The organism is Natrinema sp. LJW11 (assembly GCF_056135975.1).
Genome location: NZ_JBWBDM010000001.1, coordinates 187,392 through 205,846, shown reverse-complemented (window position 1 = coordinate 205,846; position 18,455 = coordinate 187,392). Strand labels below are relative to the sequence as shown.

General features: G+C 65.4%; 20 protein-coding genes. 8 read left to right on the top strand and 12 right to left on the bottom strand.

Going from position 1 to position 18,455, the window contains the following annotated elements:
• Positions 1–39: 39 nt before the first annotated feature.
• A complete protein-coding gene (locus tag AC0QDI_RS01000; protein ID WP_474664372.1) occupies positions 40–1,161 on the top strand; it encodes a tyrosine-type recombinase/integrase in 1,122 nt (373 codons plus the stop codon).
• A gap of 66 nt (positions 1,162–1,227) precedes the next feature.
• Complete coding sequence (locus tag AC0QDI_RS00995; RefSeq protein WP_474664370.1) at positions 1,228–1,437, top strand: hypothetical protein; 210 nt, start codon at positions 1,228–1,230, stop codon at positions 1,435–1,437.
• A gap of 76 nt (positions 1,438–1,513) precedes the next feature.
• Here AC0QDI_RS00995 and AC0QDI_RS00990 read toward each other — a convergent pair whose 3' ends face one another.
• The 9 genes from AC0QDI_RS00990 to AC0QDI_RS00950 are packed head-to-tail and all read right to left on the bottom strand — an operon-like array spanning position 1,514 to position 10,026.
• Positions 1,514–3,343, bottom strand: a complete 1,830-nt coding sequence (locus tag AC0QDI_RS00990; protein WP_474664368.1) for a Na(+)/H(+) antiporter subunit D — start codon at positions 3,341–3,343, stop codon at positions 1,514–1,516.
• The gene (locus tag AC0QDI_RS00985) at positions 3,343–5,349 is read right to left on the bottom strand and encodes a proton-conducting transporter transmembrane domain-containing protein (RefSeq protein ID WP_474664367.1); all 2,007 of its coding nucleotides are present in this window, start codon (positions 5,347–5,349) and stop codon (positions 3,343–3,345) included. The genes AC0QDI_RS00990 and AC0QDI_RS00985 overlap by 1 nt, the downstream gene beginning before the upstream one ends.
• The gene (locus AC0QDI_RS00980) at positions 5,349–6,917 is read right to left on the bottom strand and encodes a proton-conducting transporter transmembrane domain-containing protein (RefSeq protein ID WP_474664365.1); all 1,569 of its coding nucleotides are present in this window, start codon (positions 6,915–6,917) and stop codon (positions 5,349–5,351) included. Before AC0QDI_RS00980 ends, AC0QDI_RS00985 begins: the two co-directional genes overlap by 1 nt.
• Positions 6,910–7,281 carry a cation:proton antiporter subunit C gene (locus AC0QDI_RS00975; protein ID WP_474664363.1) on the bottom strand — a complete coding sequence of 124 codons (372 nt, stop codon included), beginning with the start codon at positions 7,279–7,281 and terminating at the stop codon, positions 6,910–6,912. The genes AC0QDI_RS00980 and AC0QDI_RS00975 overlap by 8 nt, the downstream gene beginning before the upstream one ends.
• A complete protein-coding gene (locus AC0QDI_RS00970) occupies positions 7,274–7,810 on the bottom strand; it encodes an MnhB domain-containing protein (protein ID WP_474664361.1) in 537 nt (178 codons plus the stop codon). Before AC0QDI_RS00970 ends, AC0QDI_RS00975 begins: the two co-directional genes overlap by 8 nt.
• Positions 7,810–8,349 (bottom strand): DUF4040 domain-containing protein, encoded by a 540-nt coding sequence (locus tag AC0QDI_RS00965; RefSeq protein ID WP_474664359.1) that lies wholly within the window; start codon positions 8,347–8,349, stop codon positions 7,810–7,812. Before AC0QDI_RS00965 ends, AC0QDI_RS00970 begins: the two co-directional genes overlap by 1 nt.
• Entirely contained in the window at positions 8,346–8,717 is a 372-nt protein-coding gene (gene mnhG, locus AC0QDI_RS00960) for a monovalent cation/H(+) antiporter subunit G (RefSeq protein WP_474664357.1), read from the bottom strand. The genes AC0QDI_RS00965 and mnhG overlap by 4 nt, the downstream gene beginning before the upstream one ends.
• Positions 8,714–8,995: a cation:proton antiporter gene (locus tag AC0QDI_RS00955; protein WP_474664355.1), complete on the bottom strand. Its 282-nt coding sequence runs from the start codon at positions 8,993–8,995 to the stop codon at positions 8,714–8,716. The genes mnhG and AC0QDI_RS00955 overlap by 4 nt, the downstream gene beginning before the upstream one ends.
• Positions 8,992–10,026 (bottom strand): monovalent cation/H+ antiporter subunit E, encoded by a 1,035-nt coding sequence (locus AC0QDI_RS00950; protein WP_474664353.1) that lies wholly within the window; start codon positions 10,024–10,026, stop codon positions 8,992–8,994. Before AC0QDI_RS00950 ends, AC0QDI_RS00955 begins: the two co-directional genes overlap by 4 nt.
• Before the next feature lie 271 nt (positions 10,027–10,297).
• Here AC0QDI_RS00950 and AC0QDI_RS00945 point away from each other — a divergent pair, with 271 nt between their 5' ends.
• The 5 genes from AC0QDI_RS00945 to AC0QDI_RS00925 all read left to right on the top strand — a co-directional run bounded on the left by AC0QDI_RS00945 (position 10,298) and on the right by AC0QDI_RS00925 (position 13,788).
• Positions 10,298–10,483, top strand: coding sequence for a CbtB domain-containing protein (locus AC0QDI_RS00945; RefSeq protein WP_098726414.1), 186 nt, complete (start codon positions 10,298–10,300; stop codon positions 10,481–10,483).
• Positions 10,483–11,268 (top strand): CbtA family protein, encoded by a 786-nt coding sequence (locus AC0QDI_RS00940; protein WP_474664351.1) that lies wholly within the window; start codon positions 10,483–10,485, stop codon positions 11,266–11,268. The genes AC0QDI_RS00945 and AC0QDI_RS00940 overlap by 1 nt, the downstream gene beginning before the upstream one ends.
• Entirely contained in the window at positions 11,265–11,594 is a 330-nt protein-coding gene (locus AC0QDI_RS00935; protein WP_474664349.1) for a (2Fe-2S) ferredoxin domain-containing protein, read from the top strand. Before AC0QDI_RS00940 ends, AC0QDI_RS00935 begins: the two co-directional genes overlap by 4 nt.
• A gap of 334 nt (positions 11,595–11,928) precedes the next feature.
• Positions 11,929–12,546 carry a DUF7344 domain-containing protein gene (locus AC0QDI_RS00930; RefSeq protein WP_474664347.1) on the top strand — a complete coding sequence of 206 codons (618 nt, stop codon included), beginning with the start codon at positions 11,929–11,931 and terminating at the stop codon, positions 12,544–12,546.
• Positions 12,547–12,717: 171 nt separating this feature from the next.
• Complete coding sequence (locus tag AC0QDI_RS00925) at positions 12,718–13,788, top strand: quinone-dependent dihydroorotate dehydrogenase (protein ID WP_474664345.1); 1,071 nt, start codon at positions 12,718–12,720, stop codon at positions 13,786–13,788.
• A gap of 21 nt (positions 13,789–13,809) precedes the next feature.
• Here AC0QDI_RS00925 and AC0QDI_RS00920 read toward each other — a convergent pair whose 3' ends face one another.
• The 3 genes from AC0QDI_RS00920 to allB form a co-directional block, all read right to left on the bottom strand.
• On the bottom strand, positions 13,810–14,058 hold the full coding sequence (locus AC0QDI_RS00920) for a hypothetical protein (protein WP_474664343.1): 249 nt from the start codon (positions 14,056–14,058) through the stop codon (positions 13,810–13,812).
• Positions 14,059–14,178: 120 nt separating this feature from the next.
• Positions 14,179–15,387, bottom strand: a complete 1,209-nt coding sequence (locus AC0QDI_RS00915) for a NosD domain-containing protein (RefSeq protein ID WP_474664341.1) — start codon at positions 15,385–15,387, stop codon at positions 14,179–14,181.
• A gap of 169 nt (positions 15,388–15,556) precedes the next feature.
• On the bottom strand, positions 15,557–16,924 hold the full coding sequence (gene allB, locus AC0QDI_RS00910) for an allantoinase AllB (RefSeq protein ID WP_474664339.1): 1,368 nt from the start codon (positions 16,922–16,924) through the stop codon (positions 15,557–15,559).
• 282 nt (positions 16,925–17,206) lie between these two features.
• Between allB and AC0QDI_RS00905 the strand changes: the two genes are divergently transcribed.
• Entirely contained in the window at positions 17,207–18,196 is a 990-nt protein-coding gene (locus AC0QDI_RS00905; protein WP_474664337.1) for an NAD-dependent epimerase/dehydratase family protein, read from the top strand.
• Positions 18,197–18,455: the final 259 nt, after the last annotated feature.

Genomic DNA, 18,455 nt, shown 5'->3' with positions numbered 1-18,455 from the left:
GGCGATCTGCCGCGCTGAACCCGGACGGGTGATCGCGTCGTGACGGAGGTGGCGATCACGGACGCGGTCGACGCCTACCTGCAGCGAAAGGCCGTCGGCGATCCGGACGGCTCGGGCGCCGGCACCTACGCGTCAAACGCGCAATCGATCCTCCGCCGGTGGGCCGACTGGCTCGAGCGAGAACACGGACTGACCTCGCTGTTCGCACTCGAGGTCGAACACATGCGCGCGTACGCCGAGGAACTCCGACGCAAAACCGGTCGCGGCGAGTACACCGCCTCGACCGCCGGAACGTACTACGCGGTCGTCCGGGCGTTCCTCTCGTGGTGCGTCCGCGGTGGGATCCTCGCGGACAACCCCGCCGCGACCGACCTCGCGGAGGCCGCGCTGCCGACCGCCGACGAGCGACCGACGAGCAAATTTTGGACCGCGCGACAGCGTCGCGAACTCGAGGGCCACGTCCGCGAGCGGGCACTCGATAGCGGTCGGCCGATGCGCGAGCGACGCAGCCGACTGCGCGAGTACGCGATGGTGGCCGTCCTCGCTCACTCGACGGTCCGCGGGTCGGAGCTCTTCCGGGTTCCCGACGACGACCGACGCACGGGTGCCACGTGGGACGACGTCGATTTCTACACGGGAACGATCCGCGTCCTCGGGAAGTCCCAGCGACTCGAGGACGTTCCCCTCCCAGCCCGCGCCCGGACGCCGTTGCGCCGCTACCGGGTCGTCCTCGATCCGCCGTCGAACGACTGGCCGCTGTTCCCGACGGCCCACGCGCCGTCGATCGCCGGTCGCGTGCGTGCCGTTCTGCGCGATCGGGGGTACGACCAGGAGATGATCGAATCCCTGTTCGAGGACGCGACGGCGACGGAACTCGCTCGCGAACGCTCGATCGCGCCGCCGGCGATCACCACCGAAGGGGCGCGGTCGGTATTGCGGCGACTCTGCGAGGGGGCCGGGATCGACATCGACGGCGACTATCTGACGCCGCGGGGCGTCCGCCGAGATCGATCGGGAGCGTCGTACCGCCAGGAGGCGACGGCGTCGAAGCCGACGCTTCGGGCGTCGGTGCTCGAGCAGTCGATCGTCGTTCCGGACTCCCGGTCCACGGTAGTGGATGCCGAGGCTGTCGAGGGAGACGAGTCGACGGAGACGGACTGAACGGAAACGGAGATCGGTCTGTCGCGTGTTCGTATTTGATGTGGTGGTCTTCTCTCGAGACTTGGTTTGCACGGGAGCGAGCTGAGCGAAGAACTTTTTGTTGAATCAACGGAATACGAAAACGAGATGGATAACGGCCGTTCCAACCATGGTCTCTTGGCGTATTTTCTGTTTCTTCTCGGCGCCGTCTTCATTGGTCCGCTCGAAGCTGTATTGGGAGTGGCGTTTTACTGGCTCCTTGGAAGTCAGGAAAAGTCATCACAGAATGAATCGTAGCTGCGTCAGCAACTTCCTGCTTGCATCCCGCCAGCTATTCGCCCGATAACGAACGTCGGCCTTCGCTCCGGCTACGTCAAACGACCAGCAGCCACAGGATCACCGTCAGGACCAGCGTCAGCAGGAGGACGCTCGTCCCGATGCTCGTTCGGAGGTGGATCGTCGAGGGCCGGCCGCCGTCGGTCGGTTGGCGCTCGTCGACATCGACCAGCGGGAGCCGCCGTGCGGCCGCGTCGACGGCGAGGACCGGGTTGTTCCCGACCCAGTAGCATCGCGTGACGGCTCCGACGACGGCGGCGTCCACGACCGCGTAGGTTCCCGTCACCGCGAGCATCGTCCACCGGCTGAGGTAGTAGGTCGCGGGGTAGACGACCATCGCCGGATCACCGAGATCCAGCTTCGAGAGCGGCTTTCGGACGACGACGAACGCGACGGCTGCGACCCCCGTGAGGATCCCGGCCGTCTCGAGGTGGCTCGGACTGTAGGGGTGGAGGTGGCTCTCGCCGCCGTAATAGGAGAACGCGAAATCGCTCCCGTGGATCGTCGGCGCGAGGTCAGCCAGCCCCTGCCACCAGACGCCGAAGAGGAGACAGGCACCGCCGAGGCCGAGCATCGCGACGGTCTGGCCCGGTTTGGCGTCGGCGACCTCGAGGTCGCTCTCGCCGTGGAAGAAGACGTAGTAGCCGAGTTTGATAAAGGAGAGCAGCGTCCCGATCGCGCCGAGCCAGAGCAGCCAGTAGAGCGCCTGATACTCGGGCTGACCGTAGTAGTGTGGATTGGCGGCGTCGAAGATCATTCCCTTACTGACGTAGCCGTTGAAGCCCGGGATCGCGGTGATGGAGAGCGCGCCGAGCCCGAACCCGATCGCGGTCAGCGGCATCTCGCGCCAGAGGCCGCCGAGGTCGTACAGGTCCTCCTCGCCGGTCCGGTAGATGACGACGCCGACGGCCATGAACAGCAGGCTCTTGAAGAGGATGTTGTTGAACAGGTGGCTCATCGCGCCCGCGACGGCGAGGTTGGAGCCGATCCCGATCGCGGCGACGATGTAGCCGAGCTGGGCCTGAATGTGATAGGAGAGCAGCGCCCGCATGTCGTGTTGGAGCAGCGCGAAGGTCGCGCCGTAGACGGCCATCAGGCCGCCCATGTACGCGATGTAGATCGAGAGGTCGCTCTCGCCGCCGACCGGGAACGCCCGGTAGAGGACGAACGCGCTCGTCTTCGTCGTGTAGACCGAGAGGAACACCGAGGCCGCGAAGTGCGGTCGCGGATAGGTGTCGGGCAGCCACGTGTGGAATCCGATGAAGGCGACGTTGACGCCCATCCCGAGCACCGCGAGAAGCGCCGGAATGCCGTCGGCGATACCGGCCTCGGTGTAGACGAACGTACCGGTCTGGACGTAGTGGACGGCGACCGCCATCATCACGAGCACCCCGCCGGTGCCGTGGAAGAGCGCGTACCGGAAACCGGCTCGGACCGCCTCGCCGCCGTAGTGCCAGACCACGAGCGTGCTGGTGACGGCCATCAGCTCCCACATGAACAAGAGCACGAGCCAGTCGCCCGCGAACGCCGCCCCGATCGACGAGGAGACGTAAACGAGCGCGAACGCGACCAGCGTCCTGCTCGCCTCGCTCGAGTAGGCGTAAATCACGCTACAGATCCCCAAGAAGCCGAGACCGAGACCGACCATCCGGGAGAAGTCGTCGACGTAGAACGGGACGACCTCGAATCCGAGGAAGGTCCCGGCCAGGTGCTCGCCGCCGGGAGCGACGAGTGAGATCGCCAGCACCGCCGCGAGACTGAGCGCGCCGACGGTGAAGCCGGCGATTCGAGGCAGAACGAGCACGAGCAGGGCCGCCGCGAAGACGACGAGCGGCGGGTACGCCAGCGACAGGAGTTCGAGTTCCATCAGTTGCTCACCTCCGTCACGAGTTCGTCGAACGGAACGCCGCCCAACTCCTCGAACGGCGTGTCGAAGACCCCCTCGACGATCCGCGTCGCTAACTCGAGGAAGACGGCGTAGTCGGGGCCGATCCCGAGGACGATCGCGCCCGTCGCGATGACGGCGATCGGCGCGAGCATGAGCCACGTGCTCTCCGCGAACGGCGAGTGGCGTTGCCAGCCCTCCGCGGGCGGGCCGCCGGTGAGGTGATCGTCGTGGTCGCCGTGATGGTCGACGGCATCGACGGTGTCGCCAGTGTCGCCGTGGTCGTCGGTGCCCGAGGCTTCGGCATCATCACTATCGTCGTGATCATCGGTTTCGAACCCTCGAGCGTCGGCTGAGTGATTCGTCGCGTCCGCTCCGTCGGCGGTCGTGTGATCGCTCGGATATTTGTCGACGGCGTACTCGAACTCCTCGTCGGCCGCGGGCTCCGCGTCCGTGGCGTCGGCCGTTTCCGTCCGGTCGGTCGGATCCCCGCCGTCGGCGGCGACGTGGTCGTCCGCGGTCCCGTAGGTCTGGAGCAGGCCACCCCGCGGGAACTCGAGGAGCGGTTTGGCGTCGTGGCGGTCCTCGCTCTCGAAGAAGGCGGTGTAGACGACCGGCCAGAAGTACGCGACGTTGAGCACGGCCGAGAGCAACAGTGCGCCGGCGAACAGCCAGTACTCGCCGCCCATGTAGCCGGCCCCGATCAGCATGTAGAACTTGCTGACGAAGCCGGCGATCGGCGGGAGCCCGGCCATGCCGGCCGCGCCGACGGTGAACGCGGCCATCGTCAGCGGCATCCGTTTCCCGATGCCGGCCATTTCGCTGATGTAGTCCGTGTGGGTCTCGACGTGGATCGCACCCGCACAGAAGAACAGGGTGAGTTTCGCGAACGCGTGCGCGGGGATGTGGAACAGCGCCCCGACCATCGCGTAGGGGTGCAACATCGAGAGCCCGAGCACGATGTAGGAAAGCTGTGCGGTCGTCGAGTACGCCAACCGACGCTTGAGGTGGTCTTTCCGCATCGCGATGATGCTCGCCGCGGTCAGCGTGAACGCGGCGACGATGGCGACCGGGATGTTCAGTCCGACCTCGCCGATGCCGGGCACGTCCAGCGGCAGGTCGTGAATGAGACCGGGCCCGTAGACCTCGAGGATGACTCGAGCGATGCCGAACGCGCCGGATTTGACGACCGCCACGGCGTGGAGTAGCCCGGAGACGGGCGTGGGCGCGACCATCGCGTCGGCGAGCCACGAGTGCAGCGGCATCAGCGCGGCCTTGACGCCGAAGCCGGCGATGAGCAGGAAGAACGCGGCCTGTGCATAGACCGGTTCCGCCTGCGCGGCCGTCGCGAGCGCCTCGATACCGCCCGCTTCGAAGGCGAGCGTCGGCCCCGAACTGACCAGGCTCGTGAGCCAGTAGACTAGAACGGTGCCGGCTAGCAGGAAAACGCCGCCGCCGAAGAAGGTGTACGCGAGATACTTGCGGCCGGCGATCCGGGCCTCGTTGTCCTCGTTGTGCACGACCAGCGGATAGGTGACCAGCGAGAGCAGTTCGTAGAAGACGAAGATCGTCACCAGGTTCGCCGCGAAGGCGATGCCGACCGCGGCCGAGAGACTGGCCGCGAACGAGGCGAAAAATCGGGTCTGGGAGTGCTCGTCGAGCCCGCGCATGTATCCCGCGGCGTAGAACGACGTGAAGATCCAGAGGAAACTCGCGAGGAGCGCGAAGAAGATCCCCAGCGGGTCCGCTCGCAGGGCGAAGTCGATGCCTGCGAGGAACTGAATTCCCGTCGACTCCGCGAGACTCCACCGGAAGACGGTGCCGTCCATGACCGCGGGGAGCATGCTGACGACGATGCCGAACTTCGCGAGGGCGGCCAGGACGGACCAGCCTTCCCGGAGGTTCGGCCGGCGATGCGACGCGATAATCAGGACGATAGCGACCGCCGACACCAACACGGCGGCGAGCGGTCGGAGATCCGCGACCATCAGTTGAACACCTCCGTGACGAACGGCTCGAGCAAGTCGGCGAACGTCCCGCCGGCGAAGCCGAGTGCGACGGCGGCGAGCGCGACGGCCACGACGATCGCGATCATGCCGATCGAGACGGCGGCGGCGTCGGGGGTGGCGTTGCCGCGCGTGCCAGCGGCGGCGGCGCCGTCGTCAGCGTCCGCAGTACCGCCGTCCGTCGCGATCGAACCCGGCGCGTCCGCCGAGCCGACCGAGAGCGGTGGTGTGAAGTACATCTTCTCGAGCAGGCGAGCGGCGTAGGCGAGGGTGAGCATAGTACTGAGGAAGATCACGGCGGCGACGGGCCACAGTTCCGACTGGACGGCACCGAGGGCGATGTACCACTTGCCGACGAAGCCGACGCCCGGCGGGACGCCGACCAGAACCAGTAGGAGGACGGCCATCGAACCGGCGACGAACGGACGCTCCGTGGCGAGTCCGGCGTACTCGTCGACCGTGCGAGCGCCGTAACTCGTCGCGGCGACGGCGGCCGCCAGAAAGAGGCCGGCCTTCAACAGGCCGTGGCCGACAAGGTGGATCGCCGCACCGATCAGCGCCGTTTCGGAACTGCCGGCGATGACGACCCCGTAGGCGGCGATAACCAATCCGAACTGCGAGACCGAGGAGTAGGCGAGCATCCGTTTGACCTCGGTCTGGATCACGGCGAGGACGGTTCCCGCGAGCACGCTCACGCAGCCGACCGTGAGGACGATCGCCGCCGCGTTCGGCATCGCGGCGAGGTAGTCGACCTCGAAGACGGTGACGATCACGCGGCCGAAGGCGTAGGCGGAGGCGGTCGAAACCAGCGCGGCGATCAGCGGGGTCACGCCGTCGGGAGCCCGCTGGTAGGCGCTCGGCTGCCAGGTGTGCAGGGGCCACTGGGCGACCTTGACGGCGAAGCCGACGACGATGAACGCGAAGCCGGCCCGAATCAGGACGGGGCGTTCGGCCGTCGGAATCGCGTCGGCGAGTTCGATCATGTTGAGCGTCCCCGTCGCCATGAAGACGAAGGCGACGCCGATCAGGTACATCGACGCGGCGACGGTTCCCAAGATCAGGTACTGCAGGGAGGCGACCGCCGCCTCCGGACCGTCGCCGCTCGCGACGAGCGCGTAGGTCGCGATGCTCGTGATCTCGAGGAAGACGAAGAGGTTGAAGACGTCGCCGGTCATCGAGATGCCGAGCAGGCCGGCGACTAACAGCAGGTACGCGGTGTAGAACGTGTTCCCGCGCGGACCGCCTCGGCGCGTGTACGCGAGGACGGCGGTAGCGACCGCCGTCACGAGCAGGACGATCAGCATCGAGAACTCGTCGGCGACGAGTTCGATCCCGTATCTGGGCGGGTAGCCGCCCAGCCAGTGGGACACTCGGCCGTCGGAGTAGACGACGCTCGCGAGGGCGAGCGCTCCGGCGAAGAGACCGGTCGTCGTGATCGCGGCGACGGACCAGCCCGTTCGGTCGTACCGGAGTCCGAGGGCGACCGGGAGCGTCGCGGTGATGATCGGGACCGCGATCAGCAACGGCAAGAGCAGGTCGACGCTACTCATCGGCACGCACCTCCCGAAGCGTGTCCTCGCGGAGCGTTCCGTACTCCGCGTAGATGCGGATGATCAGGGCCAGTCCGACCGCCGTCAGCGCGATGCCGACGACGATGGCGGTCAGCACGATGACCTGTGGCAGCGGGCTCGCGACCATGACTTCCCCGGGAACTCCCTCGTGGGGAACGATCGGTGCCGAGCCGCCCTCGATGTAGGCCATCGAGATGAAAAACAGGAAGATGGCCGTCTGGAAGAGGTTCACTCCGATCAGCTTCTTCACGAGGTTCTCGCTGGCGATCACCATGTAGATGCCCAGCCCCAGCAGGACGAACATCAGGACGTAGGTGTAGTGACTCGTCAGGAGTTCAATCATCGTTGCTCACCTCCGTGGTGGACGAATCGGGGTTCTCGGCGGCGTTATCGGCGTTGCTGACGCCACCGGTCCCGCTCGGTCGGTCGGGCGAGAACCCCGCTGCCATCGTAAAGAAGAGGCTGATGATCGTCCCGGAGACGATCAGCGAGATGCCGGCGATCTCGACGGCCTCAAGCCCCCACTTCGGTTTGATGTGGAAGACTTCCTTGAGTTGGGAGAACTCGAGGAAGTGCCCGCCGAGCGCGATCATCCCGAGGCCGATCGCACCGAAGATGACGACGCCGCCGGTGACGATGCCGGTAATAACGGAGTTGCGGAGCCACTGACGGGTCGGGTCGATCCCGAAGGCGAAGGCGAGCATGAGGATGGTGACGCCGACGATAGTTCCGCCCTGGAAGCCGCCGCCGGGGGCGTCGCCGCCGTGGAACGTCATGAACAGCCCGTAGGTGAGCGTAAACGGTGCGATGATCTTGACGGTGGTCATGATCACCTGACTCTCGGTGTAGGTATCGTCGATAGATCCGGACATTAAGCGAACACCTCGCGTTTCAGGACGAGCAGCGTCGAGACGCCGGCGGCGAAGACGACGACCGCCTCGCCGAAGGTGTCAAAGCCACGGTAGGCGGCGAGCACGGACGTGACCGCGTTCTCGACGCCGGTCTCGGAATACGTCTCAGTGATGTAGTGTTGGGTCACGTCCGGGTTCGACCAGACCGGCGTCTCCGTGCCGCCGACCGCGTACATTTCGGGGAGAACGGCGGTACAGAGCACGAGCACGAACGCGCCGACGACGACGACCGCCGGGACGTGAATTCGCTCTCTGAGTCGATCCGTCGAGGGGCGCGTCGTGCGGGCGATCGTCAGCAACAACAAAAGCGTCGTGACGCCGGCGCCGATCGCGGCTTCGGTCATCGCGACGTCGGGGGCCAACAGGAACGTGTAGAGGATCGCCATCCCGAGACTGTACGCACCGAAGACGATGATGGCCGACAGCACGTCGCGGAACAGCGCGGTCGCGACGGCCGTCGCCAGAATGAACGCAACGAGGGTATACGCGAACAGACTCATCGCGACTCACCGCCCGTTTCGGTAGCGGCCTCGGTTTCGTCCGTCTCCGCGTCCGTTCCCTCCTCGGCGAGGATCGGTTCGACACCGGTCTCCGCCGCGGAGCGGGCGATCGCGTGGGCCGCGGTCGGGTTCGTGATGAACACGAAGAACAGGAGGAGGACGGTGTAAACCGCCGCGTGCTGCCAGCCGAACGCGACGGCGACGCCGGCGAGTGCGAACCCGGCTCCGAGGGTGTCCGTCTGGGACGCGGTGTGAGCCCGGGCGTAGATGTCCGGGAGTCGGATGACGCCCACCGTCGAGACGAGCGTGAAGAGGACGCCCAGTCCGAGGCAGACGACGATCACCCAGAACCTGACCGTCTCGATCACAGCACGCCACCTCGCTCGACGGTGAACTTCGAAATCGCGATCGACATCAGGAAGTTCAACAGCGCGTAGATCAGCGCCACGTCCAGGAACCACGCCTGATCGAGCCCCGCGGCCAGCAGGGCGAGGATGACGACCGTGTTCGTTCCGAGCACGTTCACCGCCAGCAGCCGGTCTTGCGTGGTCGGTCCCGCGACCGCGCGGTAGAACACCGCGATCGCGAGCACCACGAACAGCGCGGCCGTGGCGAGAAAAACGTCCTCGAGCGAGGCCGGCGTCACAGCTCGTCACCCCCGACTATTTCGGCGTCACCGCGTTCCCTCGGCGAGGGGATCGCCGCCGAATCTCGGCCGTAGAAGACGAATCGAATCGCCCGCTCGAGCCCGCCGTCGAAGAGGTCGTCGCGGGCGGTGGGAATCAGCGTGTGGACGAGCAGCTGCTGGTTGGTGGCCCGAACGGTCAGGGTTCCGGGTGTGAGCGTGATGCTGTTGGCCAACGCGAGCAGCGGCAGGCCGCTTCGCACGCGGGAGTCGACGCGAGTCAGCGTGGGTTCGATCGGCATCGACGGCCGGAGTATCACGGCCGACACCGCGAGATTGGCCTTCACGATCTCCCAGAGCAGGTAGGGAATGTAGAGGGCGAACCGAACGACGCGGAGCGGCGACTGTACGCGGTCGAGCGGCACGGTAAACGACACCCGTGCGAGCGAGACGGCGACGATGCCGGCGACCGCGGCGCCGGTGAGGAGATCGAACCAGTAGGTCGGATCGCCGAGGACGAGATAGAACCCGTAGGAGAGCAGGAACGTCGCGAACAGACGATCGAAGTCCTCGGTCCCGCCGGCGAGACGGCCGCGGCGGGCCGACCGCTCGACCGGCGCCTCGTCGTAGGCGACTCCGATGCGCTCGAGTTCGCGCTCGAGGGGTTGGAGCATCTGCGCGGTGACCCCGGGCTGGTACTCCGGATCGAGCACGACGCGGTCGATCCCGTGTTCGTCGGCGTAGGCGTCGAAGATCTCGGCGTAGTCCCGCGGCCCGAAGAGGTACTCGTCGTTCCCGAGCGTCGCCGTCTCGATCGTCACGTCGGCGTCGCCGGCGTCTTCCTCGACCCAATTTCGCGCCCGGGAGAGCAGCCCTTCGGCGTCCTCGCTGTACCGATCGCTCTCCGGAACGTCGGCGTCGTAGGGCATCGCGACGACGAGGTGACACTCGAGCGAGTCGGCGCTCTCGAGTCCCGATCGGACGGCGTAGCCGACCGTCTGGCGAACTGTCACCGTGTCCGACAGCGGGACGAGCAGGCGTTCAACCGCCACCGCGTTTCCCTCCTGACGACCGTCGTTGGACACTCATGACTCTGGTTGTTAGTCGAACCAAGCGGTAGCCGTAGGAAAACGATTTCGTTATTCGCCAGCAGTCGTCCGTTCCGTCGGGTTCGATCCAGTCGTGCTCCGTCGGTTCCGGGCCGGTCGTTTGCAGCAGTTCGACTGCGTGTTCGCCGATCGGCAGACACGTGTCCAATCCGCCGGCGCCGCTGGACGATCGGTAGTTTTACAATCGGACTTTCAGTAGAGAAAACTGACTTGTATGACGACGACCGAAACCGTTCACGATCGAATCGGGACCGCACGCGATGATCTCACGACCGGCCAGCTCGTGGCCGTCTTCGCGTTCGTCGCGGCGCTGGCGTTCACACTGCTGTTCCTTCAGGAGCCGCTGGCCCACGACTCCATGCACAACTTCCGGCACGCGGCCGGCGTGATCTGTCACTGATGCTCGTCGACTACCTCGAGCGCGGAGTCCTCGCCGGCGCGATCGCCGGGATCGCGTACAGCGCGTACATGGCGCTCGTTGCGAACCCGCTTATCGGGTATATGGAGACGCTCGCCGAGGGCGGCGAGCATGGCGAACACGCTCACGAAGCGGGCGAACACGCTCATGAAGCCGGTGAGCACGCCCACGCTGCCGGCGAACATGCTCACGCCGTGAGCGAGGCGACGACGGCCGCGGTGAGCATCGGCAGCGGCGTCCTCTGGGGGATCCTGCTGGGTGGCGTCTTCGCCCTCGGCTTTTACTTCCTCGAGCCGGCGCTGCCCGGCCGCGGGAACGTCAAGGCGTACGTCCTGGCCGGTGCCGGCTTCCTTTCCGTCTCGGTCGCGCCGTGGCTGGTGTTGCCGCCGACAACACCCGGAGCCGAACAGGCGTACGATCCGACGCTTCGGATCGCGATCTACGTCGGTCTCATCGCCGTCGGCGCAATCGTCGCCGCGGCGTCGATCTACGGGTATACCCGCGGATCTGCGCGGAGTCGACCGCTCGGAGTGGCCACGGCGGCCGTTCCCATCGTCGCCCTCGTCGCGGGCACCGCGATCGCGGCGCCGACCATCGTCGAATCCGGCGCGATGCCGACCGATCTCGTCGCCGCGTTCCGCGGGCTCACCGTCCTGAGCCAGGCTGCCCTGTGGATCCTCGTGGCCGGGTGCTTCGGCCGGCTTCGGCCGCGATCCGACGGACGATCGGCCGCCGAGCAACGCGAGGAACTGCTGAGCAGTCCATGAAGGATCGGACCGAAGAACATCGCGAACGCCTCGACGCCCACGTGTTCGTCTGCGCCAACGATCGCGATTCCGAACACGCGAGTTGCGGTGACGCCGGGGCCGACGAGACGGTCGCCGCGGCGAAAGCGTGGTTGCGCGATCGCGATGCGTTCTGGACGAGCGTCTCGGTCAGTACGACCTCGTGTCTGGGGCTGTGCAGCGAGAACGGGACCGCGATCTCGATTCAACCGCGAAACGCGTGGTACTCGGACGTAACGCCGGCGGACGTTCCCGAGTTGCTCGCCTCCGAGTTCGGCCCGAACGCGGGACGCGTCGGCGACCGGTGATTGGCTCCGGTCTCCGAGGTCCGCCCAATCCGTCGTGGTCGTGCCGTCGGCGCAGTCGCGTCATCGGTTTTTCAGTGGGACCGAATCACTCGCCCCAAACACTGTTGGTAGTAGAGTTATCACGCTCGCACCGTATTTTCAACTCGGACCGATACTGCGGACCTCGGACGAGCTCGCCCGCCCCTCGATCGACCGCACGCCCATCTTTGTTGGATAGTGTTTAATAAAATCATCAAAGTATCGTACTTCTTTATCAATCATATAGGAATATTTTAGTTAGAACGAAGTCCCGAAGGATTTACGTAGACATGGTTTCCTTTCCCGATTGTAGCGTATGACCTCCAGATTCGATATCCCATCCCGCACTTCGGATACGCCCTCCAGCGATCCGCAGTTCGACGAGACGGCCGAGCTATCCCCGGACGATATTTTCCACATTCTTCAGACGAATCGAAGGCGAGAAGCGATCCGATATCTGCTCGACGGGGACGAACTCGTCAAAATGCGCGACGTCGCCGAGCACGTCGCGGCGAAAGAACACGAGACGACGGTGGCGCAACTAACGTCTGCGCAGCGACAGCGCGTCTATATCCCGCTGTATCAGTCCCATCTTCCGAAACTCGACAAGAAGGGGATCATCGAGTACGACCAGCCCCGCGGGGTCGTGCGACCGACCGACCGATTGGAAATATTCCGACCGTATCTCGAGGCGTCGGACGACGAACTCGAGCGGTCGCAAACCGACCCCGATCGATCGGTCACTGCCCGCGCCGATAGCGCGTATTTCCGGACTGCGATCGGCGCGAGCAGTAGTCTCCTGCTCATCTCGGCGATGGGCGTGCTCTCGATCCCCGGATCGATCCTCGGGGCAATCATCATGATCCTGTTCGTGTTCGCCACGGTCGCCTCGAACGGCGTCGGATCACTGCCCTCGATACAGTCCGCGAACTGACGGTCGATACGAACGACGACTCCTCGCTGACTGCTACTGTCGTGCACTGATTTTCCCCAGACACGCAGTGTCGAGCAGTCCTCGAGTCGAGCTGAACGCCGACGGTCCGACGGCCGCTCGACCGCAGTCGTTTCGGGACGTTTACCCGTCGGCCGCCCCCACGTGACGGCGATGACGCTGTACTCGCGGGTCAGGCCCCTCGCGTTCAAACTGCCGGCCGAGACGGCTCACGATCTCGGCAAACGGACGCTCCGGGCGACCCAATCGACCCGGCCGACGCGGGCGGCGCTGGCCGCCGCCTACCAGTACCGCCATCCCGCGCTCGAGGTCGACCTGTTCGACGCGACGTTTCCGAACCCGATCGGCGTCGCCGCCGGCTTCGACAAGAACGCCGAAGTGACCCACGCGCTCGAGGCGTTAGGCTTCGGGTTCGTCGAAATCGGAACCGTTACGCCCTATCCGCAGGCGGGCAACGACCGCCCGCGACTCTTCCGCCTGCGCGAGGACGAGGCGATGGTCAATCGGATGGGATTCAACGGCCAGGGGATGGAACGGGTCAAGTCGCGACTCGAGGCCGACGGTACCCCGGCCGTCCCTCTCGGCGTCAACGTCGGCAAGATGAACTCCTCGAGCGAGCGCGAAGCGATCGAGGACTATCGGCGCGTCTTCGATCGGCTCTCGCCGTTCGCCGACTACGTCGTCGTGAACGTCTCCTGTCCGAACACGCCCGACGAGTTCGACGAGGGCTCGCCCGAGCACCTCCGGACGATCTTCGAGACCCTCGAGGCCGAAAACGATCGGGACGTGCCGATCCTGGTCAAGATCGGCCCGGACGAGCCCGAGGAGTCCGTCTTCGACCTGGTCGACATCGTCCGGGAGTTCGATCTCGACGGCATCGTCGCGACGAACACGTCGACGGGTCGCGAGGGACTCGAGTCACCGCGACGGGAGGAGTGGGGCGGCCTCAGCGGGAAGCCACTGGCGGATCGCTCGACGGGAGTCATCCGCTCGCTTGCCGAGTACACGGACGGCGAACTGCCCATCATCGGCGTCGGCGGCGTCGGCTCCCCGGCGAGCGCCTACGAAAAGATCAGGGCCGGCGCGTCGCTCGTCCAGTTGTACACCGGCTTCGTCTACGAGGGGCCGTCGACGGCCAAGCGGATCAACAGGGGACTGGTCGAACTGCTCGAGCGCGACGGCTACTCGTCGATCGAAGCGGCGGTCGGCGCGGACCTCGAGTAGCCGGCGAACGCGCCCTCGCGATCAGTCGGCCGGTTCGGGGTCGTCGATCGCATCGTCGAGTCCGTGATGCTCCGCCGGGCCGACGACCTCGTCGGTCTGTTCCTCGCGAATCTCCCGGGAGTGGGAGTCCTCCCGCTGGGACTCGACCATCGGTTCCGCCTCGCCGTCGGTGACGGAGAGGAACACCGACCGCAACCGCTCAGTCTTGTCCATCTCGGCCGTCCCGTCCGGTTCGTCGCTCTCGTCCGCCGTGGCGTCTGTTTCGGTCATGGCGAGCGGTCCTCATCGAGGCCCGACGAACGGGCGGTGAATATAAATCGGTCGCTACTTTCATGGACTGAGAATCGTCACGGGAACCGACTGCTCGAGTCGAGGAACGGTTCGGATCGATTACTCCGGTACGTACTCGACGTCGTTGTTCGTTCCGTCGTCGACGAAGTAGGGGCACTCGTCGTCGGAGAGGCGGTTCCCCGTTCCCGTGGTATCGGACGACTCCTCGTCGAGGAACAGTTCCGCTTCGCCGTTACGGGTCGAGACGTTTTCGTTCAGCGCGTGTTCGCTACCGCTAACCCGAATTCCGGCGAGGTCGTTCTCCGAAATCGTGTTTTCCTCGATGCGACCGCGCTCGCCATCGAGATTGAGCCCATCGGCGGCGCTACCGGTGATCTCGTTCCCTCTGACCAGGTTCTCGGCTCCGGAAACGATGAACCCGTACCCTCGAGTGTCTCGTACCGTGTTCCGTTCGAACTCGTTGCCGGTGCCCGTCGCGCTGATTCCGACCCACCCGGCGCCCGTGACGGTGTTCCCGAGAAACGCGTTGGTATTCGATTCCCGCAGCACGACGTTCTCGTGTTCGTTGTCGCGAATGGTGTTTTCCTCGAGTCCGTTTCCGTGCGAGTTCCCGAGTTCGACACCGGTGAAATTGTTCGAAAACGTATTTTTCTCGATCGTATTCCGGTTCGAATTCAGCAGTTCGAGCCCGCGGGTGAGGTCGTGGTTCCCGTTATTGCTCGCGTTTTCGGTAACCACGTTGTCGTCCGAGTCGAACAGCGCGATTCCGCGCCACCCCGTGCGATCCACGGTGTTTTCGGCGACCGTGATCGCGGTCGAATTCTCGAGATAGATACCGACGTTGTTTTCGCGCACCGTCGTTGCTCCGATCGACCCGTCCCGCACGTCGTCGAAGTGAATTCCGGCCCCGAAGTTCGAGACCGTCACGTTCGTCACGGTGATATCGGAGAGGGAGTCTGAATCGGGCGCATCCGTACCGATACCGGCCGTATCCGGGTCCGGACGGTCCGGGTCCGGAAGGGCGCGGTCACCGGTTCGAACGATCTCGTGTCCCCGTCCATCCAGCGTGACGTCGCTCGCCCGAATCGTGAGACCGGACTCGTCGTCGACCGCCAGATCGTCACCAAGCACGTACTCCCCCGGTTCGGTGATCGTCGTCCGCTCCGTGATGACGGTCGGTTCGTCCGTTTCGTCGCTCTGCGCGCTGGCGCCCGCGCCGAGCGCGACGAGGCCAGTCGTCGCGACCGCACCTCGGCGAAGAATCGATCGTCGGTTCAGGTTCGACTCCGCAGCGGTCTCGTCTCGCATGGTCGTCCCCTGTCGAGAGAGTCGTATTCCTATGGACGACTTATTCGCTCATCGGAACGTTGAGCGAACCGAAATAAATTAAAATTATATGTATGCAGACAGAATTACCGTGGAACGGAAGCTTCGACGGGGGACTGTCGGCCCGCTCCGAGAGGATTCCAGCGGCGGGCTACGCGACGTCGACGCGCGTTCCGTGTCCCGCTTCGCCGACGACCGCGCCGTCCTCCGCCACGACCTCGCCGCGGACGACCGTCGCGACCGCTTTCCCCGTAAAGGACTCGCCCTCGAACGGGGTCACGCAGTTCTTCGAATGCAGTTCGTCCGCGTCCTCGAGCGTCCACTCGAGATCGGGATCGACGAGCGTGAAGTCGGCGTCGGTCCCGACCTGTAGCGATCCCTTCTGCGGGTACATCCCCCAGACCGTGGCCGGGTTCGTCGAGTGGCGGCGAACCCACTCTTCCATCGTGAATCGACCGCGGTCGACGAAGGTGAGCATGGCCGGGACCTCGGTCTCGAGGCCGACGAAGCCCGAGATGGCCTCCCAGGTGTTGCCGAAGGGGTCGTCGACCTTCTTTTCCTCGGGGGTGTGAGGCGCGTGATCGGTGGCGATACACTCGATGGAATCGTCGTCGATGCCGACCTGCCAGAGTCGGTCCTGTTCTTCGGCGTCTCGGATCGGTGGCTGGACGCGCGCGACGTTGCCCTTCTCGCGCATGACCTCCTCGGTGAACCAGAGGTAGTGGGGGGTCGTTTCAGCGGTCACGTCGACGCCGCGGTCTTTGCCGCGGGCGACAGCCTCGGCCGCCGACCCCGACGAGACGTGGAACATGTGCACCTTCGCGCCGGTCTCCTCGGCGAAGGTGATCATCCGCTCGACGGCCTCCCGCTCGGCGATAACGGGCCGCGAGCGGGAGTGGTCGATCGGTTCGTTTCTCCCCTCGGCCTGGAACCGCTCCGTGTAATGGTCGATGATCTCGCCGTTTTCCTCGTGGAAGCCCAGCCGTTTCCCCGTCTCGCGGATCCGTTCCATCGCCTCGAGTATCTCGCCGTCGTTTGGCGGCGGTACGTCGCCGACCGTCGAGCCGAGGAAAACCTTGAAGCCGAGCGGGCCGACCTCGTCGATTTCGGAGATCAGCTCGAGGTTCTCCGAGGTGACGACGGCGTAGCTCTGGAAGTCGACGTGGGCCGAGGCCTCGCCGCGCTCGAATTTGAGCTCGAGATTCGCGGGGCTGTCGATGACGGGGTCCGTGTTGGGCATCCCGACGACGGTCGTCACGCCGCCGGCGGCCGCCGCTCGCGTCGCGGACTCCCAATCTTCCTTGTACTCGAGGCCGGGTTCTCGGTTGTGGATGTGGCAGTCGACGATCCCGGGGACCAGCACGTTCCCCTCGGCGTCGAGGACGCGATCGGCGTCCGGAAGCCGGTCGCTCCGGCCGACGGCGACGATCTGGCCGTCCTCGACGGCGACGCCCGCGTCGGGCGTCCGACCCGCGGGCGTGACGACGGTACTGTTGCGCACGACGAGATCCACGGTCATTGCCGTGGAGTTGCCGAGGGCCGCGCATATAGCTTCCCCAACTGCCTCGCACTCCCACCGCCTCGAGAATGGAACGTGCCGACGGACGAAACCGAACGACACGTCGTTTCCGATCGTCCAACCGCCATCCGGTCGCGTATATTGCCGATCGACCGAACGGCGATAATACCGACCGATATCGAAAGCGTCGCCGGTGTAAGCAGTACCTTCCTCCGGATCGAGCCAGAATACGCGAGGGTACGAATCGGATACTAAACAGCGAGGTGGTGATACTCCCGGGAGATGGACTCGCCAGCGATTCGCGACAGCACGGTGCTCGTGACCGGCGGCGCGGGCTTTATCGGTAGCCACCTCGTCGAGGCGCTGACGCCCCACAACGAGGTCAGGGTCCTCGACAACCTCACGACCGGCGACCGAACTCACCTCCCCGACGGCGTGACGGTGATCGAGGGCGACGTTCGGGATCCGATCGCGCTGCAGCAGGCGGCTCGGGGCGTGGACGTGATCTTCCACCACGCCGCACTCGTCAGCGTCGAGCGGAGCGTCGACGCGCCCCGACAGAGCAATCGCACGAACCTCGAGGCGAGCCTGCTGATTCTCGAGCAGGCCCGTCAAGAGGACGCCCGGGTCGTCGTCGCCTCGAGCGCGGCGATCTACGGCCACCCCGAAGAGCTGCCGATCACGGAAACGGCGCCGACGAACCCGACCTCGCCCTACGGCGTCCAGAAGCACGCACTCGACCAGTACACCCGCCTCTACGAGGAGTTATACGATCTGCCGACCGTCGCGTTGCGCTATTTCAACGCCTACGGCCCGCGCCAGCGGGGGCCCTACAGCGGCGTGATTTCGACGTTCCTCGAGCAGGCGCGAGCGGGCGAGCCGATCACGGTCGAGGGAGACGGCGAGCAGAGTCGCGACTTCGTTCACGTGAGCGACGTCGTCCGGGCGAACCTGCGGGCGGCGACGACCGACGCGGTCGGCGAGGCGTTCAACGTCGGGACGGGCCAGCGAACGACGGTCCTGGAACTTGCCGAGATCGTCCGGGATGCGACCGGATCGTCCTCGCCGATCGTCCACCGGGATTCTCGCCCCGGCGATATCAGACACAGCGGCGCGGACACCGCGAAGGCGACGCGCGAACTCGGGTTCGACGCCCGGATCGATCTCGAGTCCGGAATCCGTTCGCTGGTCGACGAGGGCGAACGGACGCCGCTCGAGGAAGACGCTGGCACGCTACTGGAGTCGAACCGGGAACACGGTTCGTACAGTTGAGTCGGTCGACAGTACGGGACGTTCGTATCCGCCGGTGTATCGGGCCTTTAATCGGTGCGACACCGAGACGGAGGCCGTCGAGACGGGCGCATCACTCGCTCGTGTTCGATTCGTGGACAGTCACGGCAATATTTTGTTACTCGCTAAATCCGGAGCGAATCCGCACTAGCCGTTCGAAACGTCCGGACGAGTTTATTCGGTCCGTCGAACAAAGACCGCCTATACCATGACTGGCGAGTGTTCAGCTGCGGTGATCCCG

Bases quoted from the DNA above. Each gene is read 5' to 3' on its own strand.
- AC0QDI_RS00990 (WP_474664368.1), bottom strand. From the start codon at position 3,343: ATGGAACTCGAACTCCTGTCGCTGGCGTACCCGCCGCTCGTCGTCTTC.
- AC0QDI_RS00985 (WP_474664367.1), bottom strand. From the start codon at position 5,349: ATGGTCGCGGATCTCCGACCGCTCGCCGCCGTGTTGGTGTCGGCGGTC.
- AC0QDI_RS00980 (WP_474664365.1), bottom strand. From the start codon at position 6,917: ATGAGTAGCGTCGACCTGCTCTTGCCGTTGCTGATCGCGGTCCCGATC.
- AC0QDI_RS00975 (WP_474664363.1), bottom strand. From the start codon at position 7,281: ATGATTGAACTCCTGACGAGTCACTACACCTACGTCCTGATGTTCGTC.
- AC0QDI_RS00970 (WP_474664361.1), bottom strand. From the start codon at position 7,810: ATGTCCGGATCTATCGACGATACCTACACCGAGAGTCAGGTGATCATG.
- AC0QDI_RS00965 (WP_474664359.1), bottom strand. From the start codon at position 8,349: ATGAGTCTGTTCGCGTATACCCTCGTTGCGTTCATTCTGGCGACGGCC.
- AC0QDI_RS00945 (WP_098726414.1), top strand. From the start codon at position 10,298: ATGACGACGACCGAAACCGTTCACGATCGAATCGGGACCGCACGCGAT.
- AC0QDI_RS00940 (WP_474664351.1), top strand. From the start codon at position 10,483: ATGCTCGTCGACTACCTCGAGCGCGGAGTCCTCGCCGGCGCGATCGCC.
- AC0QDI_RS00935 (WP_474664349.1), top strand. From the start codon at position 11,265: ATGAAGGATCGGACCGAAGAACATCGCGAACGCCTCGACGCCCACGTG.
- AC0QDI_RS00930 (WP_474664347.1), top strand. From the start codon at position 11,929: ATGACCTCCAGATTCGATATCCCATCCCGCACTTCGGATACGCCCTCC.
- AC0QDI_RS00925 (WP_474664345.1), top strand. From the start codon at position 12,718: ATGACGCTGTACTCGCGGGTCAGGCCCCTCGCGTTCAAACTGCCGGCC.
- AC0QDI_RS00920 (WP_474664343.1), bottom strand. From the start codon at position 14,058: ATGACCGAAACAGACGCCACGGCGGACGAGAGCGACGAACCGGACGGG.
- AC0QDI_RS00915 (WP_474664341.1), bottom strand. From the start codon at position 15,387: ATGCGAGACGAGACCGCTGCGGAGTCGAACCTGAACCGACGATCGATT.
- allB (WP_474664339.1), bottom strand. From the start codon at position 16,924: ATGACCGTGGATCTCGTCGTGCGCAACAGTACCGTCGTCACGCCCGCG.
- AC0QDI_RS00905 (WP_474664337.1), top strand. From the start codon at position 17,207: ATGGACTCGCCAGCGATTCGCGACAGCACGGTGCTCGTGACCGGCGGC.